Source organism: Neobacillus jeddahensis, from assembly GCF_000612625.1.
Classification (GTDB): Bacteria; Bacillota; Bacilli; order Bacillales; family Cytobacillaceae; genus Neobacillus; species Neobacillus jeddahensis.
On the sequence record NZ_CCAS010000058.1, the window covers coordinates 1 to 26,660 of the forward strand.

Below are 26,660 nucleotides of genomic sequence, written 5' to 3' on the forward strand. Positions count from 1 at the left end.
ATCATACCTTATGATCTTAACAAACGCAGGCTATTTAATATTACTAAAATGGTACTACCTTCATGGCCGATTACTCCAAAGGGCAAATCCAACATTTGAAAAAAGTTAGAGGATATTAACAATGTAATTACAGTGATTGAGAAAATGACATTTTGTTTAATTATTTTATTCATTCGTTGTGACAGTCGGATCGCTTCGGAAATTCGCGGCAGATCATTTTTCATTAACACAATATCAGCTGTTTCCAGGGCTACATCTGTGCCTTCTCCCATGGCAATACCCACATTGGCAGTCGCCAATGCCGGCGCATCGTTGATTCCATCTCCAACCATAGCGACCGTTTTATACTTTTCTTTCAGTTGTTTTAAGCGGTCCACTTTTTCTTCTGGGAGGCATTCTGCGAAATATTCATCGACATGACTTTCTGCAGCAATGGCACGAGCTGTTTTTTCACTATCGCCCGTAAGCATAATCGTCCGAATTCCTTGTTTCTTTAAATGGTCGATGGCAAGCTTTGTTTCTTCACGGACCACATCTTTCATGGCAATCATCGCACTTAACTCACCATTAATTTCAATGAATACAAGTGTATTACCCTGGATTGCAAGCTCTTTAGCCATTCCGTTGGCAAAAATGTCTGCTTTTTCCTTCCCGACAAAGGAAGCTTTCCCTATTTTCCACTGTTCTCCATTTAATTCGGCTTTTACGCCCCAGCCTGGGACATCTTCTAAGCTATCAGGATGGAATAGATCCTTGTTAATGTGTTGCTTCACATATTTGACAATGGTCTGTGCCAGTGGGTGGTTTGAATGGCTTTCAATCGAAGCGGCTTTCCATATCAGGCTTTCCTTTTCCAGGCCCTCTTTGACAACAATTTCGGTGATCTCGGGCTTTCCTTTGGTAAGTGTGCCTGTTTTATCAAAGGCAATCGCTTCTAAATGACTTAAATTTTCAAGGTGGACTCCGCCTTTTACCAATATACCGTGGCGGGCCCCATTTGAAATGGCTGATAAAGTGGCCGGCATAATCGAAGCAACAAGAGCACAAGGTGAAGCGACGACTAATAAAATCATTGCACGATAAAATGACTCCTGCCAGCTCCAACCTAGTAAAAAGTATGGTAAGAAAAACATTGAAATCACAACGAGCAGAACAACCTTGACATACGTTCCTTCAAACCGCTCAATGAAGAGCTGTGAAGGAGATTTTTCGCTTTGGGCAGATTGCACGAGCTCGATGATTTTATGAAAAAGCGTATCTTTGCTTGTTTTTGTTACTTGAACGGTAATTGCACCTGTCATATTAACGGTTCCGGCAAAAACCTCTGCATGGTCAGCCTTGGAGACAGGCATTGATTCGCCCGTAATGGCTGCTTCATCGATATTGGTTTGCCCTTTGGTAATGATTCCATCCGATGGGATTCGCTCACCTGGTTTAATGAGAATATGATCTCCAGCAAGTAATTCAGAAACAGCCACCCGTTGTTCTATGCCATTTTTGAGTAGTAGAGCTTCTTCTGGCTGTAATTTCATTAAAGAGGAAATCTCTTTGTTACTTTTATTCATCGTGTAGGTTTCTAATGCGCCACTGACGGCAAAGATGAAGATTAACACGGCCCCTTCTGTCCAGTAACCAATGATGGCGGAACCAACTGCAGCAAAAATCATCAGCATTTCGACATTTAGTTCTTTATTTTCATAGGTGGCCTCAATGCCTTCCTTGGCTTTGGCAAAACCGCCAATCACAAATGCCAACAAATAGGCGATGATCGAATCTGCTCCATTCCCATATTGATCAAAAAGCCAGCCAGCTGCGATCAATACGCCACTTAGGCCCGCCGCAACTAGTTCAGCATGCGGCTTAATTTTTTCAAGAACTCCAACCTTTTGTATCCCCTTGACTAAAGGCTTTGCCTCCGAACTCATTTTCTCGCCCCCTTTTTTCTTTCTAAAAAATTTCCCCTTTAATGCTTTTCCGTTTTTCTAATTGAGAAAAATAATCAAAGTCAGTACCCCTAAAAAACACGAAAGCTGTCATCCGGGGATGACAGCAGAAGTTTGGCCTCAAAAGTATTTGTTTTTTTAATCTTACCATACAATTTATGTTGTAAGATATGATTTTGATCCAAAATTTATATTTGTTGTTTCAACTGAAAGATCGTCCTTTTACCAAAAAAGAAGAGGATGAATGATATGGTGAGTAGCATCGTACTAATAATGTAAAAAAAGCTTACGTTCATGAATACTTTGATAAATAATCCACCGATAATGGGCCCACTTAGGCTGCCAAGGCTGAAAAAGATTCCACACAATAGATTCCCGGTTGGTAATAATTCCTTCGGGACTAAATCAGTCATATAGCTAATCCCGAGCGAAAAGGTCGAACCGACGACCATTCCTGAAAGAAGGAAAGCGATAAATAGGCCGATGAAGGAGTGTTCGAGAAAACTTGCTGCTGTAAAGCTTAGAAAGCCAAGGAAAAGCACGGTCATTAAGATGTTTCTTCGGCCGTACTGGTCACTTAACATCCCTAAGGGGAGTTGAGTAAGAATACTGCCAATCGCGAATGCCGATAAAACGAGGGAGACGCTTGAAACCTCTATATCCATCCTCAATGCATAAACAGGGAAACTCCCATTTAAGGACGATTCCAAGAAGCCATATGAAAATGGAGGTAAGAAGGCAATCCATCCATATTTTAATGCCCTTTTAAACTGTTTGATGGTGGCAAGAAATGAATTGCCTCTTGCTTCTTGTTCAGGAAACTCATTTTTTAAAGAAAAGACAAAACCCCAACCAATTAAACAAAGAAGGGATGATATGAAAAAGGGCAGGGATTCATTGATATTAACTAACGGTGTCATCAACGGACCAGTAGCAAATCCAATCCCAAAAAACAGTCCGTATAATGAGATATTTCGTCCGCGCTTGTTTGCAGGTGAGAAGGATGTAATCCAGGTTTGGGTCGCAAAATGCAAGGAATGATCGCCAATCCCAATGAGGAGACGGAGGGCAAACCAAAACCAAAATGTCTTCCATAAAGGAAATAAAGCTAGTGAGATGACGACAATGCCTGTACCAAAGATAATCACGGGTTTATACCCATATTTTCTTAACGGAACCTCCATAAATGGAGACACTAAGAGGATTCCAATATAAAGGGCAGTAGCGTTGAGACCATTTAAAGAAGAAGAAACACCACTTTTTTCAAAAATAACCGCTATAAGTGGAAGAAGCATGCCTTGAGAAAACCCTGAAATAGCCACAATACTAACTAATATCCAGAAGCGAAAATGGTTCTTTTTCATACACCGTTCACCAATCCTTGTTCGGTTTTGCAAATATTTTTAATAGTTCCTAAATGATGGTAACGAGAAAATTACTTATTTGCAAGCGAAAGATGACCTAGACATTTATTGCATTTTTAGGTAAATTAAGGTGCGGGTGGAAAAGAAATTAATACTAGAAAAAATACTGTGATGAAAAATAGATTATGGAGGGATTGCGGTGACTAATAAAATATTTATGTTGATGACTTTTATTGGTGTTCCATTATCCGTGATTGGATCACTGATGCATTGGTCAAATATTATCTTATTTATCTTGTACTGTTTAACCATTATTGCCTTAGCAAGTTATATGGGAAGGGCAACCGAAAGTCTAGCGATTGTAGCGGGGCCACGGATTGGCGGTTTATTGAATGCCACTTTTGGAAACGCCGTTGAACTTATTATCTCTATATTTGCATTAAAAGCAGGCCTTGTCGGCGTGGTACTCGCATCGTTGACCGGTTCAGTACTCGGAAATCTCCTGCTTGTCGCTGGGCTCTCATTTTTTATTGGAGGCATAAAATTTAAGCGTCAGGAATTTAATGTGTTTGATGCAAGGCATAATTCGGGGCTACTGATGTTCGCTGTCATTATTGCTTTTGTAATTCCAGAAGTATTTTCAATCGATATGAATGAGACGAAAACTCTTTCGTTAAGTATTGGAATATCGGTTATTTTGATCGTCCTATATCTAGCTGCTTTATTTTTTAAACTCGTCACTCATCGTGGGGTGTATCAATCTGGTGCACCGAAAGAAGTACATGAGGAGGAAGTTCCAGAATGGGGGAAAGGGAAAGCCATTGCCGTTCTTCTCATCGCAACGATTGCTGTTGCCTATATTTCAGAGCATCTTGTTCATACCTTTGAATATGTAGGCGAGTCTTTTGGTTGGTCTGAATTATTTATTGGGGTTATTATCGTGGCGATCGTAGGAAACGCGGCAGAGCATGCATCCGCGATTGTGATGGCCTTTAAAAATAAGATGGATGTTGCCGTTGAAATAGCGATTGGCTCTACGTTACAAGTTGCGATGTTCGTCTTACCCGTTCTTGTGTTGATTTCGCTTTTCTTTGATCAGTCTATGCCGCTATTATTTAGCTGGCAGGAACTAATTGCGATGGTTGCCTCTGTTCTTCTGATGGTAGTGATTTCGAATGATGGTGAATCCAACTGGTTTGAAGGACTAACCTTGTTGGCAGCTTATCTAATTATGGGGATTGGCTTTTATTTATTATAAAGAACATAAACGGAAAAGACTCCACACCATGTAATGGTGCGGAGTCTTTTATTATTATTTCACTTTTAATGTACGGGGTAAATCCTAAATGCTGTACTATGTTGTAACAACATACTATATGGGGTAAAAATCAATCGCTACATTGGGATCATCAATCACCAACCTTCATGTTTAGTTAAAAGCTGAAGAAAACACGAGTGTTGAATTTTCATATAAGACGGGAATCCCAACCTCCTTAAAAAATAAATGATTAACCGATTGATTACTGCCCTCCTTCGTTGAAAGGTTAAGCTTATTATACTAGTTAATTTGAATTTTGTAAATAATCTGATTATTATTTTTGTTTATTAAAGAAGAGGCAAAAGGAATTGAAATTTTTCGCTTGAATGGATAATATTTGTGAACTCCGAAAACACTACTAGCAGACTGATTAATGTTTCTAGTGAAAGGAGTTCACCACGTGAAGAAGAATATTTCTTTGCTTATAACACTGCTCTTAATGTTAACCTTTATTCCATCCGCATTTGCTCAAAAACCAGTAGTGAAAAAGGAATCTGTAAAATACCAAGTTCCACCTTCTGTTCGAAATATTACGAAGGAAAATACGTATCCCAATTCGACGCAGGACTTACCGTTATTAAAGCCAAGTGAACTGACAAAAAAATTAATTAACTCTTCAAAGGAAAAAATTGAGAATCCTGATTTGATTCGGATGCTCAATGAGTCTAGTATCAATAGCACCCCCTTTGCTTTGGGGTATCGTGCGATTATCTACCTTGGCCAATGGCCTTTGAATTACGAGTCATCGGAGACCTCACCGAACTGGGAGTATCAGAAAATCAACACGAATTACTTTGATAACCGCGGTGGAAAAGTGCCCTATCAAATTAAATATGTTCAAGAAGCACAAAAAATTATCAGGGGCGGGTTAACCTCAAAGATCGCCAATGCCGAAGATGTGAAAAAGATGATGTTGTTAAAGGCAATGGAAAAAACGCGTCTTCCTCTTTCATTTGAAACAATTATCGGCGCTGGTACGAAGAATGATCATGTTTACAATATTCCTGTTAATCGCTTAGGATATCTATATGCCTATGCACCTGGTGTCAATGAAAAAGGGAAAGTCACCTATGGCGAAGTCTATTTAATGCTTAAAGGCAGTAAGAAATTTATCGTCATTAAAAACGTAACTTCCCAAGGAATTGGCGCTTGGATTCCGGTTCAGGATTATGTATCCTTTGGGTTTGCAGCATCAGAACGACCACGTTAACTAGATAGAAAGACTCCTCGAGTGTGAGAGGGTCTTTCTTTTTAATTAAATGGGTACAATAATGGTAATTCGATTGCCAAAGTTCGACAATTTCGGTAGGATGAAAACAGGGTAGGAAAGGAGAGAAACCAAATGGGTAGTCCGACACATGATAAAAATTCACAGGTAAGCTTTTTAAAGCAACGCTTAAATATGTTTATTGATGTCCTTGATGCTATTGATCCAGCAGATGCGGATCTTGAAGATATTGATCGCTTAATTTCGATGTTAGATGACATGGAATCAAAATGCCGCGAATTTAATAATCGTGAAGAAGAAGAAGTTAGTGAGTCTGTATAATGTACAGGCTCTTTTTTATGGAAAAATGACTATTTTCCCTATTCTTTCCTTGGTCGATAGGACGATATAACTTTCTTATCAGGCATAAGCAAATTCTTTAATTCTAGTGGGGATAGGAGTATAATGTAAGCGTGTAAAAAGTTGTAAAATTGAAATAGATGACATTGGGGAAAAACGGGAAAGGGGTACTCGAATTGAATATTGAAAAATTTCAAGAAAGCATGTACAAGCTTGTCGTGGAAACTTCTACAAAGCTACCAAAGGACGTACGCCGTGCTGTTTTAGCTGCAAAGGAAAAAGAAAATGCAGGCACGAGTGCAGCGATGAGCCTAGCAACGATTACAAACAATATTAAAATGGCGGATGATCACGTTTCACCGATTTGCCAGGATACAGGCCTGCCAACCTTTAAAATTAAAACTCCGGTTGGGGTTAATCAACTAGAATTAAAGGCAGCCATTCGAAACGCCATTGTCCTAGCCACTAAAGAAGGGAAATTACGACCAAACTCTGTCGACTCGCTAACCGGTGAAAATAGTGGCGATAATCTTGGTGCTGGTGTGCCTGTTATTAAATTTGAGCAATGGGAAAAAGATTACATTGATGTTCGCCTGATTTTAAAAGGGGGCGGCTGTGAGAATAAGAATATCCAGTATAGCCTGCCATGTGAGCTTGAGGGACTAGGCCGTGCCGGTCGTGACCTTGATGGTATCCGCAAATGTATCATGCATTCCGTTTACCAGGCCCAAGGACAGGGCTGTAGTGCTGGCTTTATCGGCGTCGGTATTGGCGGCGATCGTTCTTCCGGCTACGACTTAGCGAAAGAGCAATTATTCCGCTCAGTTGAAGATGTGAATCCAAATGAGGATCTTCGCAAACTAGAAGAGTATGTAATGGAAAATGCCAATAAATTAGGAATTGGTACAATGGGCTTTGGCGGTGAGGCGACACTCTTAGGCTGTAAAGTGGGTGTAATGAACCGTATCCCGGCTAGCTTTTATGTATCCGTTGCTTACAACTGCTGGGCCTTCCGTCGTCTAGGAGTAAGTGTGGACGCGGAAACAGGTGAAATTCACGAATGGGCATACCAAGATGGTGAATTTATCGATTTTGCGCAAACAGAGGCTGAAAAGGAAACAGCCGCTGCATCATCAGAAGACGTCATCAGCTTAGAAGCACCGATTACAGAAGAAAAAATCCGCTCGTTAAAGGTCGGCGATGTCGTTCAAATCAACGGATTAATGTATACAGGTCGTGACGCGATTCATAAATATTTAAGTGACCATGATGCTCCTGTTGACTTGAATGGCCAAGTGATTTACCATTGCGGCCCGGTGATGCTGAAGGATGAAAAAGGCGAGTGGCATGTGAAGGCGGCTGGCCCGACAACGAGTATTCGTGAGGAGCCATACCAAGGAGATATCATGAAGAAGTTCGGGATCCGCGCTGTGATTGGGAAAGGCGGCATGGGTCCGAAAACATTAGCTGCTTTGAAGGAGCATGGCGGCGTTTATTTGAATGCCATTGGTGGTGCAGCGCAATATTACGCGGACTGTATTAAGGGCGTCGAAGGCGTTGATTTGATGCAATTTGGGATTCCAGAAGCGATGTGGCACTTACGCGTTGAGGGCTTTACCGCTGTGGTAACGATGGATTCACACGGCAATAGTTTACACGCTGATGTTGATAAATCATCTTTGGAGAAATTAGCGCAGTTTAAGGAAGCAGTTTTTAAATAGAAGGTTTGGGAGATAGACGCAAGGATTTTGCGTCTGTCTCTTTTTTTAGGACAGGATTTCGTCTGTTTGGGAATAAACTTCCAATTTTTGTAGAATTCCTGCTGGTTTTTGTAGAATAACGAGCATTTTTGTAAAATAAACCTTTGAATTTGTAGAATTCCCTTTCATTTTTGTAGAATTCCTGGCTAATAAAACGAATTTCATAAAAACTTCATAAAATTAGATAGGAGAATACCATTAAGATAGCGAAAAAGTATTCATTATCATGAAGGGGGGAAAGAATTTTGTTTGCAAAACCACTTGTTATACCAATAAATCTACTTAAAGCGGAAGTATTAGAGAAAAGGACCCCAAAAAATCACCCCAATTTGTTAGAACTTAAGTCATTTATTAAAAATGTAAGATCAGGATATAACGGAGAGCGTAAAATACACTATTATTTATGTCAAATCCCGGCTAAGAGGTTTTGCATTTTCCATGATTTAAGACTTCCTTGTGGAGAAGGCTATTTTCAAATTGATGCTCTTCTACTTTCACCAAAAGGTATACTCATGATTGATGGTAAGAACCACTCTGGAAAACTAACGATCGAAAAAAATCAAATGATTCAGGAATATGCGGACAAAAGAAGCGTGTATGAAAACCCCATCTCACAAGCGAATCGCCATAACCTCTTGTTGACCTACTTTCTTCAGAAACATAAAATTCTACAAATTCCAATTGACTCTTTGGCGGTGATCTGCAAATCATCAACTGAATTAGTGATCAGCCCAGGCTATTTGGAAGCGGAAAAAAAGGTTTGTCGTGTTAGTGATTTGCTCAGAAAAATTGATAAATTTTATCGTTATCATAATCGTGATCTACTTGATCAGAAATCCATTGAAAAAATTAAAAGGCTTTTGCTAAAGAACCACACACCACAAAACATCGACCTCTTCAAAAAATTTGATATCGCAAAATTAGAAATTATTACAGGCGTTCCATGCCCCCATTGCTCGTCGACCACAATGACCTATGGAAGGAGACATTGGCTTTGTCCCATTTGTCACTATGTGTCCAAAGATGCTCATTTAGAAGCGATAAACGATTATTTTTTACTCATCAATCCCTCATTTACTAACAGTGAAATAAGGACGTTCCTTCACCTTCCATCCACACGAACAACCACCTATTTATTATCCCAATTAAACCTTTCCTTTAAAGGTTCTACAAAGGATCGTCGCTATTTTCCACCAGATGAATTGCCTTTATCCACCAATTATCTTTTCCCAAATAAGACAAACACTAAAAAAAACATGAAGGGGGAAGATGGATGAAACGATTGTTCAGCATTGCGATCATGATGTTGTTAGTATTTCCTCATAATACATATGCGGCAATATCCAATCAGCCGATTCATTGGGGCTTCAAGAAAGCAGTAAATGAACAGCCGCCTGAAGCAGGTGCACAGTACGATCAGATCCTTGTAAAATACGGGTCTTTTTACAAAGGGGATCCAAACGAAAAAACCTTATACATGACCTTCGATAGTGGGTATGAAAATGGCTATACACCCAAAATCCTCGAGGTCTTGAAAAAGGAAAAGGTACCTGCGACCTTTTTTGTGACCGGGCATTTCTTAAATTCACAGCCAGAGCTGGCAATACAAATGGTTAAAGAAGGACATATTATTGGCAATCACTCTTGGAGTCACCCAGATTTCACCGCCGTGAATGACGCAAAAATTCGTGAAGAGTTGGAGCGGGTCAAACTGAGAACAAAAGAAATTACCGGGCAAAAAGAGATGAAGTATTTACGTCCACCTCGTGGAGTGTTTAGTGAACGAACATTACAAATTGCGAAAGAGGAAGGATACACGCATGTGTTTTGGTCGCTTGCCTTTGTCGATTGGAATGTCAATGCGCAGAAGGGTTGGCAGTATTCATATGACAACATCATGCGACAAATTCATCCTGGGAGTGTGATATTGCTTCATTCCGTCTCGAAAGACAATGCTGATGCCCTTGAAAAGGCGATTCAAGATTTGAAAAAGAAAGGCTATAAATTTAAAAGTCTGGATGATTTTCCGAAAAAGTAGTCAAGAACGCCGAATTCAATAGGAATTCGGCTTTTATCTGTAAATCATGCTATAATACGAAAACGGAACTTAGGCGTTATGAATAATTGGAGTGAACAAAATGACAACCGAACAAGGTATTAAAATACAGTTACATCAAACCTTTCCGCTAACCATCAAAAGGCTCGGCATAAATGGCGAAGGCGTCGGCTATTTTAAAAAGCAGGTCGTGTTTGTACCAGGTGCGTTACCAGGGGAAGAGGTGGTCGTTGAGGCGACCAAAATTAATCCTAAATTTGCCGAAGCAAAAATAAAAAAGATCCGAATGAAGTCCGAGCACCGTGTCCTTCCATTATGTCCAGTGTATGATCAATGCGGGGGCTGCCAGCTTCAGCATCTGAAATATGATCAGCAGCTCAAAGAAAAACGGGATATTATCATTCAGTCACTTGAGCGTCATACGAAATTGCCCATTGATAAACTTGATATCCGTGAGACGATCGGGATGGAAGACCCGTGGAGCTACCGCAATAAGAGTAGTTTTCAAGTCGGTCAGAAAGATGGTAAGGTATTGGCCGGATTGTACGGTCTGAATTCCCATCAACTCATTAACATTGACCAGTGTGTGGTCCAACATGCGCAAACGAACGAAGCGACTGCTACGGTTAAACAAATTCTTGAGGACTTAAAGATTCCGATTTATAATGAAAAATCACGAAAAGGAATTGTTCGGACGATCGTCACGCGTGTCGGTATTCAAACCGGTGAGCTACAAATTGTCTTGATTACAGCACAAACAGAATTGCCGAAAAAAGAGCACATTATTGAACTGATTCAAAAACGATTGCCGAATGTAAAATCGGTGATGCAAAATATTAATGGCCAAAAAACATCGTTGATTTTTGGTGAGGAGACCGTGCCGCTCGCGGGTGAGGAGTTTATTCAAGAGACTTTAGGTGACCTGCAATTCGAGCTGTCAGCCCGGACCTTCTTTCAGTTAAATCCTGTGCAAACGATTAAGTTATATAACGAAGTAAAGCATGCGGCTCAGTTAACGGGTGAAGAAAAAGTGCTTGATGCATATTGTGGTGTTGGAACAATTGGTTTATGGCTTGCCGACCAAGCTGCTGAGGTGCGTGGCATGGACATCATTCCAGAATCAATTGAAGATGCGAAAAAGAATGCCAAGCGCCACGGATTCACCAATACGAAATATGTTCCAGGGAAAGCGGAGGAAGTATTACCGAAATGGGTGAAAAAGGGTTGGAAACCAGACGTGATCGTCGTTGATCCACCAAGAACTGGGCTTGACAACCAATTGCTGCAAACCATTTTGCAGGTCGAACCGAAAAAGCTCATTTACGTCTCATGTAACCCATCAACTTTGGCAAAAGATATTCAAACCTTAAGTAATAATTATGAAGTTAACTATATTCAACCGGTTGATATGTTCCCGCATACAGCACACGTTGAGGTAGTATCGCAGATGATTTTAAAAAATGAAGCAGGCTCCCGATAAGGGGAAAACCTACTTCTATTCAAATGTTGGGGCGGCAAATCGGTAATGAATTATTGGTGTGCCGTCCTCTTTTACATCAATCCGATTGATCAGGCGATGTAAAATTTCAGAGGTTAATTCATCAAAGTTTAGAAATTGAAGAAGCTCTTGTTTCAGCTTGTCAATATTATCGATTACTTGTTCACTTTCATGCATCAATAACAGTTCATTTTTCTTTTCGACTAGCTGAGCCAATTCTGTGTTGTTATCCTCAACCATATCTAAATACTCATCGTGTTTAATCTTTTCATCAGCCAGCATTTTGATGAATTTCTTCTTACGATTCTTCAACACATCAACTTGCTTATTGAATTTATCAAGCTTTTGCTGTATGTCCTTCTTTGACTTCTTAGACTTTGCTTCAAGCTCTTTCAAATATTGTTCTTTATCAATTTCTTGAACAAGCTTTCGGATATCATACAAAATCGTCTCTTTGAGAAAGTTCTCTTTGATGGTATGAGCGCTACAGGACTTTGTACCATGACGAGCATAACTTCCGCAAATATAACCATCTTGTCTATTACTCCGAAACCACAACCCTTTTCCGCAATCAGCACAGAATAAGATGTTTGTAAACAAATGTAGTTTCGGGGCTGTGATGAATTTCTTCCGCTGCTTCATCAGATTTTCAACCGCTTCAAACATATCCCTTGAGATAATGGCTTCATGAGTATTTTCAATGATATACATATCCTCTTTCTCTTGTTTCTTCCGTTTTTTACTTGTGACGCTCACTGTGGTAGTACGCCCTTGAACTAAATCTCCAACGTAATGAGGATTAGTTAAGATTAGCTTGATTGTGGAATCATTCCACTTGTCACTCGCATTAATCTTGCCTGCTACATCCGCAGGGGTTCTAATTCCCTCATTGTATAAACGACGAGCGATACTTTCTCTACCGCTTCCTTCAAGATACTCCCGGAAAATTCGTCTCACAATTTCAGATGTCTCATCATTACGGATATATAGCTTCCCCTCGCTAACCTCATACCCATATGGAGGATTCGAGCCTTTAAACAAGCCATTTTTTGCACGTGTTTTTAAAGTTTCTTTCACACGATTGCTTGTGTTTTGGGACTCTTGTTCATACATCCAAGCATATAGTCCAAACATATTGGTATTTCCAGTTAGCGTGTTAATCGCATTATCTAGTGTAATAATGTGAATACCTTGGTTCTCGCAAAGGTTTTTGATTTTGTATGATAACTCACCATTACGAGCAAGGCGCGATAACTCTTTTGCTAAGATGATATCGAACTTTTTTTCTTGAGCGTCTTCAATCATTCGTTGAAGATTTTTTCTCTTTGCTGTTGTTCCGGATTGAACATCTACGTAAAATTCGTTGATGTCCCATCCTTTTTCTTCAATAAATTTGTAGAACAGTTCTTTCTGATATTTGAGTGAGGCTTTTTGTTCCTCTTTATCTGTTGAAACTCGAATATAGATTGCACATCTCATGAAGCATCATGCTCCTTATCGTTTGATTGAGATGTAGCAGTGTTCACCTTGTTAGCAGTATTGACAAGTTCCTCGATTTTATTATCAATGATGGCTTTGATGACTTGAGCAAATGCCAGCTTAGGATCTGTGAAGATTCGTTCTACTGAAAGTGTTTTCTTACTCATAATGTGACCCTCCACTAATTAAGCTGTGGACGATTAATGTGACATTATTTTTATAAAGCTCGTTACAAATGTTTTCGCATTCTTTTACATACCGAGAGATACGTGATAATGAATCAATAATGACCACATCGAATTGTTTTTCGTTAGTTAGTTGTAATAATTGGTTTAATGCTGGACGGTTCTTAATAGATTGTGAGTTGACCATATCTTGGAAAATTTCAATTTGAGTAATCCCCATTTTATTGGTATATTTCTTTAGTTTTTGTTGTTGGTCGTATAAATTTATATAATTATTTGCAGTTGTGCGGCAATAAATAGCTGCTCTAATTTCTTGATTTTCCATAGTAATCTCCTTTGAAGTTCATTTTAGATACATAATTTTTACGATAATCATTTAGGAATTCTGATAATATTCCTTCTGTTATTTTTAGATATTTGACTGTGGCAGAATTCATTCGGATATATAGCAAGCCTTTTTTAAATTTATTTGTTTGCATTGATGAATGCTCCTTTCAAATAAAAAAACCGCAGTAAATTGCATAGCCCTCTAATGATTAGTGGCTAAGTAACCTCTGCGGTTTTCGCTTGTTATTGGGTTACAATATTGGAATTTTAGTTTTATCTTTGCTTTTCTAATAAGTGTTTCTTTTTGCTGTATTTAATTCTTTGGCTAAGCTTTGTGGACTCTTGTTCTATAATCCAAGCGTAAAGACTAATTTTATCTACATTTCCTTGCAGAGTATTGATGGCACCATCTAACGTCGTAATTTGAATTGCACCAACTTCACAAAGTTCCTTCAATTTAGCTGATAGTTCAGGATTTCTAAATAATCTTGATGGATCAGTTAAAAGAATAATATCAAATTTATTATTTTGGGCATCATTCACCATTGCTTGTAGATTCTTAGACTTATTTGGAACTGAACCAGTATCAATATAAGAATTGTATAACTGCCAATTACGATCTGAGATAAATCGTTTGAGTCTCTCAGATTGTGTTATCAAATGATAATCTGTATTGTTTTTACTTGCTGTCCGGATATAAATTGCACATTTCATATATTTGAATTTCTCCTTTTGATTTTAATTATTTGTTTTGATTTGACATATAAAATACTATTTACTGCTGTTCTATCCCCTTTTCTTGTTATTTTGTTTGTAATTTGGTTAACCGGAATTCATTGTATCTTCGTATTTTCATATTCGAAGTCTTTTCTAAAAAATATGCTTCTAAATCTATTTTTTAGATCAGAACTCCCTTATAAGGAAGTTTTCAAATTCTCCGGTTGATCTGAAATAGTATACTTTCGGTTGTTTTCCGTTTTAAGTCTTTTTTTATATTTATTTATAAATTTCGACTTAACATAGATGGTATAATTAGGTGTAAATTAGGCATAAGGAAGGATTTGTAATCCTTTTGCTTTTTATTGATATGTTATTATTGAACTATATTTGGATTGAGAATTACATCTCTAAAGGATAGATTGGAACGTCAAAAATTATTATCGATTATAAAAAACGGGTTAGTGGAATATTGAGCTTAGAAATTACCAAGTTGTTTTTTGAGGCTAGGAGGATATAAAACTTGCATACTTTTGATAGTGAGATTGTATTACCTGATGCGGCTCCTTTAATTAATTCATTACGAGCAATAGGATATAGTTTAGAAACTGCAATTGCAGATATATTGGATAATAGTATTGATGCGAAGGCTTCTGTTATAAAAATTGACATGGTATGGGATGAGGATAAGAGTTATGTTCGTATAGAAGATAATGGTTTTGGTATGGGTGAAAACGATTTGATTATCGCAATGAAGGTTGGATCAGCTAATCCCAATGATGAAAGGAAGCAAGGCCTTTTAGGTCGATTTGGAATGGGCTTAAAGACTGCTTCATTTTCATTGGGAAAACGCCTAACAGTCCTAACAAAAAAGAACGAACAGCACTTTACACGTTGTTGGGATTTAGATTATATTGCAGATACGAATAAATGGAACCTATTAAAACAACCATTTGATACACAGTCATCTGAGATTTTAGGTTCTATAGAAAATCCAACAGGGACTGTTGTGTTAATTGAAAACTTGGATAGGGTTGTTGAAGAACCATACACATCCAAAAAGGTCCAAAAGTTCTTTAATAAAATCAGCATGGTGGAAGACCACTTAGCTATGGTTTTTCATAGATTTCTAGAAGGGGCAAATAAAATACAAATATACTTAAATGGTAATAATATCTCACCATGGGACCCTTTCTCAAGCAAAGAAATCGCCACTCAGGAATTACCTCCTGAATCAGTACTGGTTAAAGACGATATAGTTATGATTCAACCGTACATCCTTCCACACCATACTAAGCTAACACAAATAGAATATGAAAAAGCAGCAGGACCTAAAGGATGGTTAGAACAACAAGGATTTTATATTTATAGAAATAAGAGATTATTAGTAGCTGGAAGCTGGCTACATCTTTTTGGTCGTGAAGAATCATCTAAGTTAGCACGAGTTAAATTAGATATAACAAATAAGTCAGATTTTAATTGGCAGATTGATATAAAAAAATCAAATGCAAAACCCCCACAGGAATTAATAAGTATACTTAGAAAAATCGGTGAAAAGACAAGGAAAAAATCTCATGAGGTTTTTTACCAAAGAAGTGTCAGTAAATCTCCCGAAAATAACATGATAAATGATTATATATGGGAGCAAGTTTCAACAAAAACTAATTCTTATTTTCGTTTAAATAGAAATAATAGCTATTTAAAAGACCTTTTTGAGTCTAATGAAGATTTTGCAGCAAAATTAAAGTTTTATTTATTTCATGTTGAGGAATACTGTCCTGCAAATCTAGTTTCATTTAATGTAAATCAACCAGCAGCAACTAGAGTAGAGGAAATAACTCCTGAACAGAAAAATAAAATTAAAATGCTAATTGATATTTTTAGAGAGAATAACTATAGCTTGGATGAAATTATAGAACAATTGGCTAACTACAACAGCTTTAGTTTTCATTCCAAAGAAGAATTAAAAAGTATCGTTTATGAGATTATAGGAGGCCATTATGTATAATGATGCTAGAGATACAGCACTAAGAATCCTAGAAAAACTTAATATGGATGACATAAACCTCATTGATGAAATTGTTAAAGCTATCGAACGGGCTAGTGTTGTGTTTGAGTTATCAGAAGATGAGAAGATTAAATTAAATGAGGATTTAATAAAAAGCCTCAATATAACAATGACACATAAAAGCATATTGTTAAATCACGATGATAGTGAACATATACCTTGGCTGCCAGCAAAGAAGCATTCGATTAAATTTAAATACTGGAATAGGTATAAAAAGTATCTTTTGTCGGAAAAAATGTGGTCCCCCAATGTCGTGAATTCACTTGACGATACTAGTGAATCTATCATAGAACTTCTAGAAGATCCATCTGTGGAAGGTAGAAAATATGATAGAAGAGGAATAGTTGTTGGTTATGTTCAATCTGGTAAAACAGCAAACTATACGGCTGTAATAAATAAAGCATTTGATGCAGGATTTAAATTAATTATTGTTCTTGCTGGTATGCACAATGATTTAAGATCACAAACGCAAATGAGATTAGACGAAGAAGTGCTAGGCTATGAAACTAGTAAAGATAAGCTAAAGGATGCATTAGAAAACCAAATGAACGCTATTGGTGTAGGTAAGCTCTTCGGAGAGAATTTCTTTGAAGTATTCTCCTTAACTACTAGGGATCAAAAAGGAGATTTCACTGCAAGCAAAGCAAAAGTTAATATACAACCAAAGGTTCAACCACTTTTATTGGTTGTTAAAAAAAATGTAAGTGTATTAAAAAGTATTTTAAAGTATTTTAGAACTACAAGTCCCTTAGCCAGACTGAGTGATCCTAATGCTTCGTTTAAGACAGTACCGAATATACCGTTTCTTATGATAGACGATGAAGCGGATCAGGCATCCGTAAATACTGCAGACATCTATGATGAGAATGGTGATTTGATACCTGACTATGACCCATCTAAGATTAATATGTATATTAGAGATATATATAATACCTTTGAACAAAGAGCATATGTTGGTTATACTGCGACTCCCTTTGCAAATATCTTTATTAACCAATATGGTTCAACCAATCAACATGGTGAAGATTTATTTCCTAAAGATTTTATTATTAACCTACCGAAACCTTCGAATTATGTTGGCCCATCAGAATTTTTCTTATTGGATTCGGAGGATGAAGTATCTTCTAATCCACCATTAATAAAAGAGATAGATTATCATGAAGAATTTCTACCGTTTAAACATAAAAAAGATCATGAACCTTGTATTCTACCCACTTCATTAGTAGAGAGTATATATGCATTTATAATTGCAACTACTATTAGAAAATTAAGAGGCCAAATTAATGTTCATAACTCAATGTTAATCCATACAACAAGGTTTAAAGATGTTCAAAAGAGAGTAAAAGATTTAGTTGTAGAAGAGATAAGAGAGATAAAAAATGATGTTAAACATAGCAATAAATTAGGCCCTCATTATTTAGGAATAAAATCATTTTTTGATTCTGAATATAATTCTGAAAAGTTAGCGGAAATAAGGGGGGAATTCCCAAATCATTTCGATAGTAATCTAGAGAATAGCATTACTTGGGAAATGGCGGAACAAGAGTTGAATGCAACTATTAACTCTATTAAGATAAAAGAGATTAACGGTAATAGTAAAGATTCCTTAGAATATAACGATTACAAAGAAACTGGTTTAAACGTTATTGCAATTGGTGGAGACAAGTTATCAAGAGGTTTAACTTTAGAAGGATTGACGGTCAGTTATTATTTACGAGCTAGCAAAATGTACGATACCCTTATGCAGATGGGAAGATGGTTTGGATATAGACAGAATTACATGGATGTTTGCAGAATTTATACAACAGGAGAAATTATCTCTTGGTTCCAGCACATCGCATCCGCAACAGAGGAACTTAGAGGTCAATTAGATTATATGGCAGAGATAAAAGCAACGCCAAATGAATTCTTACTAAAGGTACTGTCTCATCCAGATATGTATATTACAAGTACCCTGAAAATGCGTTCGGCCAAACAAATAAAAGTGGACTATAGCAATGAATTGATCCAGACAACCGTGTTTCCTATAAACAATAGTGACTTTCATAAGAAAAATTTCGATGCAGTATCAAGGCTTGTATCAAGTATTCAAGATAAGTATACAAAGAGATATTCCCCAGATTTAAGGGTGAACTCGGGGAAAAATAATCACTATTACTGGGAACGTGTAGGGTATGAACAGATAGTAAATTTTTTAGAAGAATATCAAACCGTATCATCTGCGTCTAGAGCAAACAGCAAAAGCTTGTCTAAATATATAGAAAAGAGAGCAGAGGAACATGAACTTTTAAATTGGACGGTTGTTCTAATTAATGTTGGTGAAGATAAAACTGAGTTTGCTCATTTAAAAATAGGAGAGGGTATTAGGCGTACAGGGATAGAAACAAAGGGGAGAATAGACTTTACATCAATAAAGACTCTAACTTCTGCAGGCCATGAATTTTATGACTATAATGGTCAGCAATACAAGAATGCTCAAGAGATTCTTGATCTAGAAAAAGGTAACCGAAACAAAAAGGCTGCTTCCAAAAAGGCAAGATCCATACGTAATCCTAAAAATGGTTTGCTAATCCTGTACCCTTTACGTCATGAACCACTTGACAAATACACATTTACTCAAGGGAATAAACCATTTGGTTTCGCAATATCTTTCCCTGAAAGTAATAGTGAAAATACTGAGGTTGACTATGTAGTAAATAGTTCACTTGCTGAGGATGAAGAATATTGGAACGAATTGGATTAACATATAATGAGATAGATAATAGTGTTTCAGTAGGTGTATTGCTAGAATCGCAGTTAAAGGCAAGAATCATTAAAGATCTTGGCTTTACATCTATTTTCCTTGCAATAAACCCGGAACATAAGAGGCTTCTTCTCTTAGGATTAACCAGAATAATAGAAAAGGATACTGTTGATAAATTTCCGACTTGGAAGGGTATCAATATATATCAAAAAAAGATGTTTAATCCACTTACAAACAGGGATGGTTGGTTCTTAGTTTTTGAACAGCAGGATTTGATTGCTAATGAAATTTTTGAATACCTTGTTGGAGATATATTAGAATTCATTATTGATTCAATTAATCTAAACCAACTTCAATCTAGATTAAAAAAAGTTTTATTTAAGTGGCAGGCATTTTTTTCCAAGAATAGTACAACTGGAATGTCAGAACAGCAACAACAGGGGCTGTTAGGTGAACTTACATTCATCTATCAAGCGTTAAAATCCACAAGTAGCCCAAGAAGAATAATTTCATCTTGGTATGGTGTAGATAAGGAAAAAGTTGATTTTCAGATTGGTAATGTTGGGATTGAAATAAAAACATCAAGTGCTGGAAAACCATATAGGGTAACAATTAGTGCTGAGGACCAATTAGATACACCTCAAGAGCTAGAGTTATATCTTTATTGTATTATGCTTGAAAAGTCTAATAGATTAGGTGTTACAATATTAGATACGATTAATGATATTAGGCTTTTACTCAATGATTATCCTGATGTATTACATGAATTTAATAATAAGTTATTTACTTGTGGCATTATTGAACCGAACTTAAATAAGGAAAAATTAATAAAATTTATCGTCAAAGATACCTTCTATTTTACAGTTGAAGACGAGTTTCCTAGAATCACAAAAAGCATTCTACCTTTAGGTATCTTAAATGTTAAATATCAGCTCTCATTAGATAGTTGTAATTCATTTCAAATTCAGGAAGAACAAGTTCTTTATAAGGTAAAGGAAGTCATTCAATGAAACTAGAAGATTTTATTGCTACATTTATTGAAGAGATAGATAGTCAATATGATAATGCTTCAAATTCAGAGCAGGTATTTGTAGAAAAGATAGGAGAATATCTTTCGGAAAATGGAATTATTACAGATATAGAGCTGAGTTTTGGTCAAAAGTCTGGTCAAGGGTTGAAAGTTAATGCTTATTCTTTTAATGAGGAACAAGAGACTTTAAGTATTTTTATAGCAGAATATGATAGGTACAAATTTGGCAAAACCATTAGTAAGGCTAATGTTGAAAAAACTCTGAGAAGAGTTGTTAAGTATTACTCTAAATCTATATCAGGTATGAAAAATGAAATGGAAGAAACAGCAGAAGATTACCCACTAGCTCAGTTTATTTTTGAGCAACATGGTAAATCAATCAAATCTGTTGAGTTTTTCATGCTTACAAACAATTTATATAAGGCGAATGAAAGAATTATACTCCCAGAAATAAAGGGACTGAAAGTTAAATATCAAATTTGGGATATTGAAAGACTCTACCAGTTGATCAATGAAACTCAAGGCCTAGATAATATTGAAATCAATTTTGAAATACAATTTGGAAAAACTTTTGAGCTAATAAAAGTTCCAAACAATGAAAATGTTCATTTCGATTGTTATATGGGTTTTATACCGGCCGATTTGTTGGCGATGTCTTATGAAGTGTGGGGACAACGCCTTATTGAAAGAAATGTGCGGTCTTTCTTACAAGCAAGAGGAAATGTTAATAGAGGAATAAGAGACACTCTTAGAAAAAATAAGGAAATGTTTGTGGCCTATAATAACGGTATTTCAACCGTTGCAGAAGGTGCGATATTAGAAGTAGCCTCTGAAGGTTCTAACCTTTTTAAAGTTAAAGAGTTTAAAGGATGGCAAATCGTTAACGGTGGTCAAACAACTGCTTCAGTTTTTCATGCACTAAAAGAAGGCATTGATTTATCAAATGTCTTTGTTCAGGTAAAGTTAACAGTAGTGCAATCGGATATTGGAATGAATAATATGACAGCGAAGATTTCTGAATATGCAAACACACAAAATAAAATCTCAATGTCAGATTTAAAAGCAAATCATCCTAGCTTAATACATTTAGAAACTATTTCGAGAACTACATGGATTCCGTCAAGTGATGGTACTAAATCAAGCTCTAAATGGTTTTTTGAGAGGGCAAGGGGACAATATCTAGTAGAAGTGAATAGACAAACTACACCAGCCAAAAAGAAAGCTTTTCAAAAAGAAAATCCCAAAAATAAGGTACTGAGTAAAACGAATATTGCTAAATATTATATGTCGTGGAACCAATGTCCTCACATTGTTAGTAAGGGTGGAGAGACAAACTTCGAAGCTTTTATCAGTCTCTTAGAGGAAAAAGGTATTGATGTAGATTCAGTATTCTTTAAAGAAACAGTGGCGAAAGGGATTCTATTTAATACCTGCGACAAGATAATTAAAGAGTTAGATCTTCCCGGTTACAAAGCAAATGTAATAACATATACTATCTCAATGTTATCTTATATTTATAAAGAGAAGTTGAATTTTCTAAAAATATGGGAACAACAAAGTATCAGTTTTGAGCTTCAAAATAACTTGAGACTCATTGCCTCATATACTTGGAACCATATTACCAACCCTCCTATAGCTGGGACTAATGTAACTCAATGGTGTAAGAGAAAAGAATGTTGGGAAAGATTTGTTGATGAGCAATACACTAACATAGAGAAACATATAAAAGAAACAGTTCATTAATTTTAGTGAACTGTTTCTTTTTGTTTATTGAATAGCTGCATTAACGATCTTTGTGGCTTATCATTAAGACTAGACAGTAACTGCTCTGCTACTGCTCTGCCCAGTAGTGGTGGAACTGCATTTCCTATCTGTTGATATTGGGAGTCTTTTGTACCGATAAGAATATAGTCATCAGGGAATGATTGCAATCTAGCTGCCTCTCTGATACTAATCGCTCTATTTTTAATAGGATGTATCCACATTGATTTTCGTACATTTACAACGGTATTACAAACATCTTTATAATCTAATCGTTTATAGATTGTATTTTGAGTTCTTTTAGTATCAGTGTAAGTAGATTTCAATGAATCATCTAAATCATGAAAATTTTGACCGGGAGTAAGACTTTCAAATCTTTTAAGAGCGGTTTTTGTTGATTGTGTAACTACATGATTAGATAGTAACTCAATATTTGCGTTAAGATATTTATTTAATGGATGATCTAACATTTTGGTCTTTTTAATTTTTGAATTAACTGTTGCATTAAAACTAGGCTGGAGTTCTTCAAGATCTTCAATAGCGTGTCCAATATTAAAAAACTCTTTCCCAGATAAAATTGAAGTGGGAAGTGAGGGTTGCGAATCCTTATGACCAATAATAAAATATCGATTTCTTTCTTGAGGAACCCCAAAATGAGCAGAATTTAATACTTCATAATCTAATAGATAACCAAGGGACTCAAAAGTTTTTAGTAAATAATCGATAACGGTAAAGGTATAACCCTTAACAAAAATTCCTTTATCCTTCTTAGTAAATGCAGTGGAACATTCAATTTTTTTCTCAACAATTTCTTTGAAAATTAAGGTAATATTGTGTATTTCTATAATTTGTTTTGCTTGAGCTAGTAAGGTTGAAGAACAGTCTTCTTTGTTTGTATCAGATTCAAGAACAAATTTAAAATTATTTATAAGATCTCTTAGTTCTTCGAATTCGTAAGTGTTAAAATGTTGATTCCAATTTGGAATATAACGATTAAAGAAACTGGAATTTTTATCAATAAAGCCTTTAACACTTTTGTGTTTATTCGCATATCTAACAAGAGATTTGAGTTTAGCGATCAAGTTGGTATCTGCAAACGAACATGAAATTTTTTTTCCATTATATAAGTCTATAAGCTGTTCATTAAGAAAATCCGAATTGCCAATAAAGAGATCTTCCTCTTTAATTTGAATACCAATTGAAGCTATTTCTTCTAGTTCACCATTGGTTACGAAGAATTTGTGTTTATCTGAACTAATAGTTTTAACATTTTCCATTACAAATGCAATTGGCTGGACTTCTTTTATTGCTCTTACAAATTCTTTAACTAAAAGATTATTATTAGAAAACAACTCGCTCTTTTGACGGTTTGCATTCGAAAAACCTTGACAAGGGGGACCGCCAATTATTAAGGAGACGTCTTTAAGTTTAGGGTATTTTTTGTAATCCTTAAAATTTATACTTCTAATATCTTGGGTATTAACTTCAATTTTATGGTTTTGAGTATATGTTTTAGCTGCATTTTCATTGATTTCTACAGCCATTACAGTTTCAAACCTACCAGTTTGGCTAAATCCAAGACTTAATCCTCCAGCTCCGGCAAATAAGTCTAAAACTTTATATTTTTCCATTTACTCCACCTTCAAATTTAATAATGACCATATTATATAATTATAAATCAAATTTGTTGATTTGTGCAGCCACAAAATATGTATTTAGTAAATATATTTTTAGCAGATAGGGCTAAAGGAAAATGAAAATTGATGATAGTGGAGAATATGAGAAAGTCCTGATTACCTAAAAAACTGCTCAATTAACCGGCTGATTGCTAAACCACCCTTACATTTTTTTGAATAGAATTTTTAAAATCCTTATTTATTGTGTTTAACTTTTCGGTAACCTGTCAAGAATGATAATAATCTATTCGGTAAGATGATATGAACAGTATCCTGTTCTGGTTAAGTTGCAGAATTGGAACCTCTGAATATGCTTGATATCAAGGGTTTTGGCCAATTTGGATATGTTCAGTTGATTTACAGAGAGTGGTTCATTCGGTAACATCCCAAGAGGTTCCGCTAGGTATTCGGTAACATACCAAGTACGATGTTGCTTAAAAAATTTACGCCTAGCATAAAAGCTAAGCGTAATTAATAGTGGCAAATCTATTGATTGATGGTTTCAAAATAATGATCTATTTCAGCAAAAGGAGCTAACTTATAATCTACATAAAGCAGCTTGCCCTTCTCAAAGTCAACATTAATTCTTTTAAATAATGTTAACAGTAGTGTTCGAATTTCTGCGTCTTTCAGATTATTTAGCTTTAATAATGAGAACAACTTGTTTGAGTTTTGACCTCCTTCTAATAAATTGATATGTTCAATAAATGTATTTGCTTTAGATAGTTCTTTATTTAATTTGGTTTTACTAATTGATAATATAAAGTCCCAGTCACTATTTTGAGTAACCTTTTCAGGAGAATTAACCAAGAAATCTTCCTTAAAGGCGATCACCTGTAACTGTTCTTTAATTGAATTGCGATGTTGTTCAATCTTTGATTTTCTTTTAGAAATTAGTTTCACAATATTATGCTCCATGTTTGCTAACATTACATACCATTTGGAAGATAGTTCTTTTAGAATCGCATCATGAATATCCTCCATTACTAGCTTATTTTTACAAGAAGGACATCGATATACTAAATAGGTTCGTTTAGAATACTGTGGAGTTTCATTTTTGGGAATCAAAACCTCATTACATTTTTGGCAACAAAGAAGCCCTCTTAGGAAGAAGGAAGAGCTGTTGTTCTTACCATTCCGTTTATGGAGTTCAATGGTTTGATGAGTTAAATTCCATAAGCGAACATTAATGATTGGCTCATGATGATGAAAAATAAGATTATACTCACCGCGTTGCTTTTTTCTACTAGTATTACGGCTTACCCGAATATTCCAAGGTAAATGGCCAAGATAATGGTCATTATCTAAAATATAATCTATGGTACCACTGCTCCATTCCATGCCTTTTGGAGATGAGATACCAGATTTATTTAATAAATCGGCAATACTTTGTTGGCTATGACCCCATGAAGCAAGGTAAAAGATAAATAAGACAATTCTTGCAGTATCACGGTCAATAACTTGTTCACCTTTAATGTTTTTTGGATGATCTTCTGTTCCTTCTACATGTGGGAAGGAAAGCTTATATCCAAATGGAACATTGGATCCGGGACGTTCCTTTTTAGCTAGAGCATTTTTTTGCCCATCCTTTGCTCGTCGTGATTTAGTTGCAGATTCGCTGGCAGCAGTTGCAAATTTTATTATAGACTCGACTTTATAAGGGTCCCATTCTCCGAAAGTACAGGTGGAGAAAAACCTCATATAAGGTTTTTCCTTTTTAATAACATCATGAATGAATAAGGTAAAATCATAAAATTGTCTTGAAACACGTGATTCTTCATAGAAAAATATTGCCTCGATATTTAAGTCTGCTGAAAGGGCGGCTTCTAATAAATCGTTCATGGCCTTTCTTCTTGTTACAACTTTATGATAGGCACTATTTGCATCATCAATAAATATTTCAACAATGTTATAGCCTTCACGTGTTGCTCGTAATTGAATTTCTTCTGATTGTGTTTCGATAGAAGCATTATGCTGCTGTTTAATGTCCGACCTTCTGGCAATACCGATAGCATTTTTTAGTTTATTTTCACTTAACGGGGACATTTTTTCGTACATCCCCTTCCTCAAAGAAATCATTAAAATAATAGTGAATTACTATATAGTCAGCATGAACTCCAATACCAGCAATTAATAAATCAGCTAATTCGAAGTGTTCTTGTTCCGTAAGACGAGTTAGCATAAAAGTGACAAACCTATAGAGGGCATTCACTTCCTCTTTCAGATTCTGAAGGGAAGATAGTTGAGTTTCACTTGAAGCTAATCTATCTTTAAAATTATGAATTTTATTCATCGCCTTATTTACAGATCTAGAATCATCAGTTGGTTTGTGTTGCTGAGAAAATTTGATGCAAAAGGATTCAAGTTGCGAGTAATTTTCGACCAAGTCTTTTTGAAAATACTTGATTTGTTTGGTGATGGCATTTTGAGTAATTTTTTGAATAGACTCAACTTTAATTTTACATAGCTCCAATTTAAGAGATTCTATAATTATTTCATGAAGGTCTATAACGCTAATACTGTATTTCTTGTGTTTTGAGCAGTAGTAAATTCCCGTTTCTCCAATTTGGCCCTTTTTGAACTTTAACTCTTTTTGGCATTTCCCGCAGATTGGGGTCTTAATGGCTGTTTTATACGATAATGAAATACCATGATTAATGCCATGTTCAAATTCGTCAAGCTTGGTTTGAACTTTTTTAAAAAGTTCAAGTGGGATAATAGGCTCAACATTGGATAGTTTATGATATGCTCCATCTGTCCCTTCATAGTGAGCGGTAAGAAAGGGGGTACGAAGGATATCAAGCAATCTAAATTCTTTTCTATCAAGTAATGCTTTATATTTCATAAGAATGTTAAATATTTGATCCCGACTTTCTACATTTGCAAATTCGGTAAACAAATTAATTAACTCATCCTTTTTATCAGGATCAGGTGTATAAAAACGTTGCGTCTGACCATTTTCCTGTTTTATTACCTTCTTTTTGAATCCAATCATGGATGGTGGATTTCTTTTTCTAGCATCAGATAGACGAGTAGAAATTCTTCTTCCTTCAAATTGAGCCGACAAGCCGTACCATGTCTCCAAAAATAGATCTCTTGAAAATGATGGCGCATCTGAAGCTGTAAAGATAACCTCAACCTGAATTATTCATACCTGCATATTAATCG

General features: G+C 36.0%; 21 protein-coding genes. 11 read left to right on the forward strand and 10 right to left on the reverse strand.

Features of this window, described 5'->3' with window-relative positions:
• Positions 1 to 8: 8 nt before the first annotated feature.
• Entirely contained in the window at positions 9 to 1,925 is a 1,917-nt protein-coding gene (locus TY15_RS18810) for a heavy metal translocating P-type ATPase (RefSeq protein WP_040206341.1), read from the reverse strand.
• Positions 1,926 to 2,131: 206 nt separating this feature from the next.
• The gene (locus TY15_RS18815; protein ID WP_040206343.1) at positions 2,132 to 3,307 is read right to left on the reverse strand and encodes an MFS transporter; all 1,176 of its coding nucleotides are present in this window, start codon (positions 3,305 to 3,307) and stop codon (positions 2,132 to 2,134) included.
• A gap of 199 nt (positions 3,308 to 3,506) precedes the next feature.
• Here TY15_RS18815 and cax point away from each other — a divergent pair, with 199 nt between their 5' ends.
• The 7 genes from cax (at position 3,507) to rlmD (ending at position 11,488) form a co-directional block, all read left to right on the forward strand.
• Positions 3,507 to 4,565, forward strand: coding sequence for a calcium/proton exchanger (gene cax / locus TY15_RS18820; protein WP_040206345.1), 1,059 nt, complete (start codon positions 3,507 to 3,509; stop codon positions 4,563 to 4,565).
• 499 nt (positions 4,566 to 5,064) lie between these two features.
• Positions 5,065 to 5,835, forward strand: coding sequence for a YfkD famly protein (locus tag TY15_RS18825; RefSeq protein ID WP_392391443.1), 771 nt, complete (start codon positions 5,065 to 5,067; stop codon positions 5,833 to 5,835).
• Between the two features lie 132 nt (positions 5,836 to 5,967).
• Positions 5,968 to 6,174, forward strand: a complete 207-nt coding sequence (locus tag TY15_RS18830; protein WP_040206350.1) for an SE1561 family protein — start codon at positions 5,968 to 5,970, stop codon at positions 6,172 to 6,174.
• 194 nt (positions 6,175 to 6,368) lie between these two features.
• Positions 6,369 to 7,913 (forward strand): fumarate hydratase, encoded by a 1,545-nt coding sequence (locus tag TY15_RS18835; RefSeq protein ID WP_040206351.1) that lies wholly within the window; start codon positions 6,369 to 6,371, stop codon positions 7,911 to 7,913.
• Positions 7,914 to 8,197: 284 nt separating this feature from the next.
• Positions 8,198 to 9,229, forward strand: a complete 1,032-nt coding sequence (locus TY15_RS18840) for a nuclease-related domain-containing protein (protein WP_052353836.1) — start codon at positions 8,198 to 8,200, stop codon at positions 9,227 to 9,229.
• Positions 9,226 to 9,990, forward strand: coding sequence for a delta-lactam-biosynthetic de-N-acetylase (gene pdaA / locus TY15_RS18845; protein WP_040206353.1), 765 nt, complete (start codon positions 9,226 to 9,228; stop codon positions 9,988 to 9,990). Before TY15_RS18840 ends, pdaA begins: the two co-directional genes overlap by 4 nt.
• A gap of 100 nt (positions 9,991 to 10,090) precedes the next feature.
• Positions 10,091 to 11,488 (forward strand): 23S rRNA (uracil(1939)-C(5))-methyltransferase RlmD, encoded by a 1,398-nt coding sequence (gene rlmD, locus TY15_RS18850; protein WP_040206355.1) that lies wholly within the window; start codon positions 10,091 to 10,093, stop codon positions 11,486 to 11,488.
• A gap of 15 nt (positions 11,489 to 11,503) precedes the next feature.
• Here the strand turns inward: rlmD and TY15_RS18855 are convergent, their stop codons facing one another.
• From TY15_RS18855 to TY15_RS18865, 5 genes are all read right to left on the reverse strand, one after another.
• Entirely contained in the window at positions 11,504 to 12,985 is a 1,482-nt protein-coding gene (locus tag TY15_RS18855) for a recombinase family protein (RefSeq protein ID WP_040206356.1), read from the reverse strand.
• The gene (locus TY15_RS24740; RefSeq protein WP_179301772.1) at positions 12,982 to 13,152 is read right to left on the reverse strand and encodes a hypothetical protein; all 171 of its coding nucleotides are present in this window, start codon (positions 13,150 to 13,152) and stop codon (positions 12,982 to 12,984) included. Before TY15_RS24740 ends, TY15_RS18855 begins: the two co-directional genes overlap by 4 nt.
• Positions 13,145 to 13,495, reverse strand: coding sequence for a recombinase family protein (locus TY15_RS18860; protein ID WP_040206359.1), 351 nt, complete (start codon positions 13,493 to 13,495; stop codon positions 13,145 to 13,147). Before TY15_RS18860 ends, TY15_RS24740 begins: the two co-directional genes overlap by 8 nt.
• The gene (locus TY15_RS24425) at positions 13,476 to 13,649 is read right to left on the reverse strand and encodes a hypothetical protein (RefSeq protein WP_157042272.1); all 174 of its coding nucleotides are present in this window, start codon (positions 13,647 to 13,649) and stop codon (positions 13,476 to 13,478) included. The genes TY15_RS18860 and TY15_RS24425 overlap by 20 nt, the downstream gene beginning before the upstream one ends.
• 121 nt (positions 13,650 to 13,770) lie before the next feature.
• The gene (locus tag TY15_RS18865) at positions 13,771 to 14,211 is read right to left on the reverse strand and encodes a recombinase family protein (protein WP_040206360.1); all 441 of its coding nucleotides are present in this window, start codon (positions 14,209 to 14,211) and stop codon (positions 13,771 to 13,773) included.
• A gap of 526 nt (positions 14,212 to 14,737) precedes the next feature.
• Between TY15_RS18865 and TY15_RS18870 the strand changes: the two genes are divergently transcribed.
• From TY15_RS18870 to TY15_RS18885, 4 genes are read left to right on the forward strand one after another with little or no spacing between them, the layout of a single operon-like run.
• Entirely contained in the window at positions 14,738 to 16,222 is a 1,485-nt protein-coding gene (locus TY15_RS18870; protein WP_052353837.1) for an ATP-binding protein, read from the forward strand.
• Complete coding sequence (locus TY15_RS18875) at positions 16,215 to 19,025, forward strand: Z1 domain-containing protein (RefSeq protein WP_042375152.1); 2,811 nt, start codon at positions 16,215 to 16,217, stop codon at positions 19,023 to 19,025. The genes TY15_RS18870 and TY15_RS18875 overlap by 8 nt, the downstream gene beginning before the upstream one ends.
• Positions 19,007 to 20,035, forward strand: coding sequence for a PD-(D/E)XK motif protein (locus tag TY15_RS18880; RefSeq protein WP_040206362.1), 1,029 nt, complete (start codon positions 19,007 to 19,009; stop codon positions 20,033 to 20,035). The genes TY15_RS18875 and TY15_RS18880 overlap by 19 nt, the downstream gene beginning before the upstream one ends.
• Positions 20,032 to 21,798: an AIPR family protein gene (locus tag TY15_RS18885; RefSeq protein WP_052353838.1), complete on the forward strand. Its 1,767-nt coding sequence runs from the start codon at positions 20,032 to 20,034 to the stop codon at positions 21,796 to 21,798. The genes TY15_RS18880 and TY15_RS18885 overlap by 4 nt, the downstream gene beginning before the upstream one ends.
• 2 nt (positions 21,799 to 21,800) lie before the next feature.
• Here the strand turns inward: TY15_RS18885 and TY15_RS18890 are convergent, their stop codons facing one another.
• The 3 genes from TY15_RS18890 to TY15_RS18900 all read right to left on the reverse strand — a co-directional run bounded on the left by TY15_RS18890 (position 21,801) and on the right by TY15_RS18900 (position 26,577).
• Complete coding sequence (locus TY15_RS18890) at positions 21,801 to 23,447, reverse strand: DNA cytosine methyltransferase (protein ID WP_040206365.1); 1,647 nt, start codon at positions 23,445 to 23,447, stop codon at positions 21,801 to 21,803.
• A gap of 531 nt (positions 23,448 to 23,978) precedes the next feature.
• Positions 23,979 to 25,538 carry a recombinase family protein gene (locus tag TY15_RS18895; protein WP_040206366.1) on the reverse strand — a complete coding sequence of 520 codons (1,560 nt, stop codon included), beginning with the start codon at positions 25,536 to 25,538 and terminating at the stop codon, positions 23,979 to 23,981.
• Positions 25,522 to 26,577 carry a hypothetical protein gene (locus TY15_RS18900; RefSeq protein WP_142305373.1) on the reverse strand — a complete coding sequence of 352 codons (1,056 nt, stop codon included), beginning with the start codon at positions 26,575 to 26,577 and terminating at the stop codon, positions 25,522 to 25,524. The genes TY15_RS18895 and TY15_RS18900 overlap by 17 nt, the downstream gene beginning before the upstream one ends.
• Positions 26,578 to 26,660: the final 83 nt, after the last annotated feature.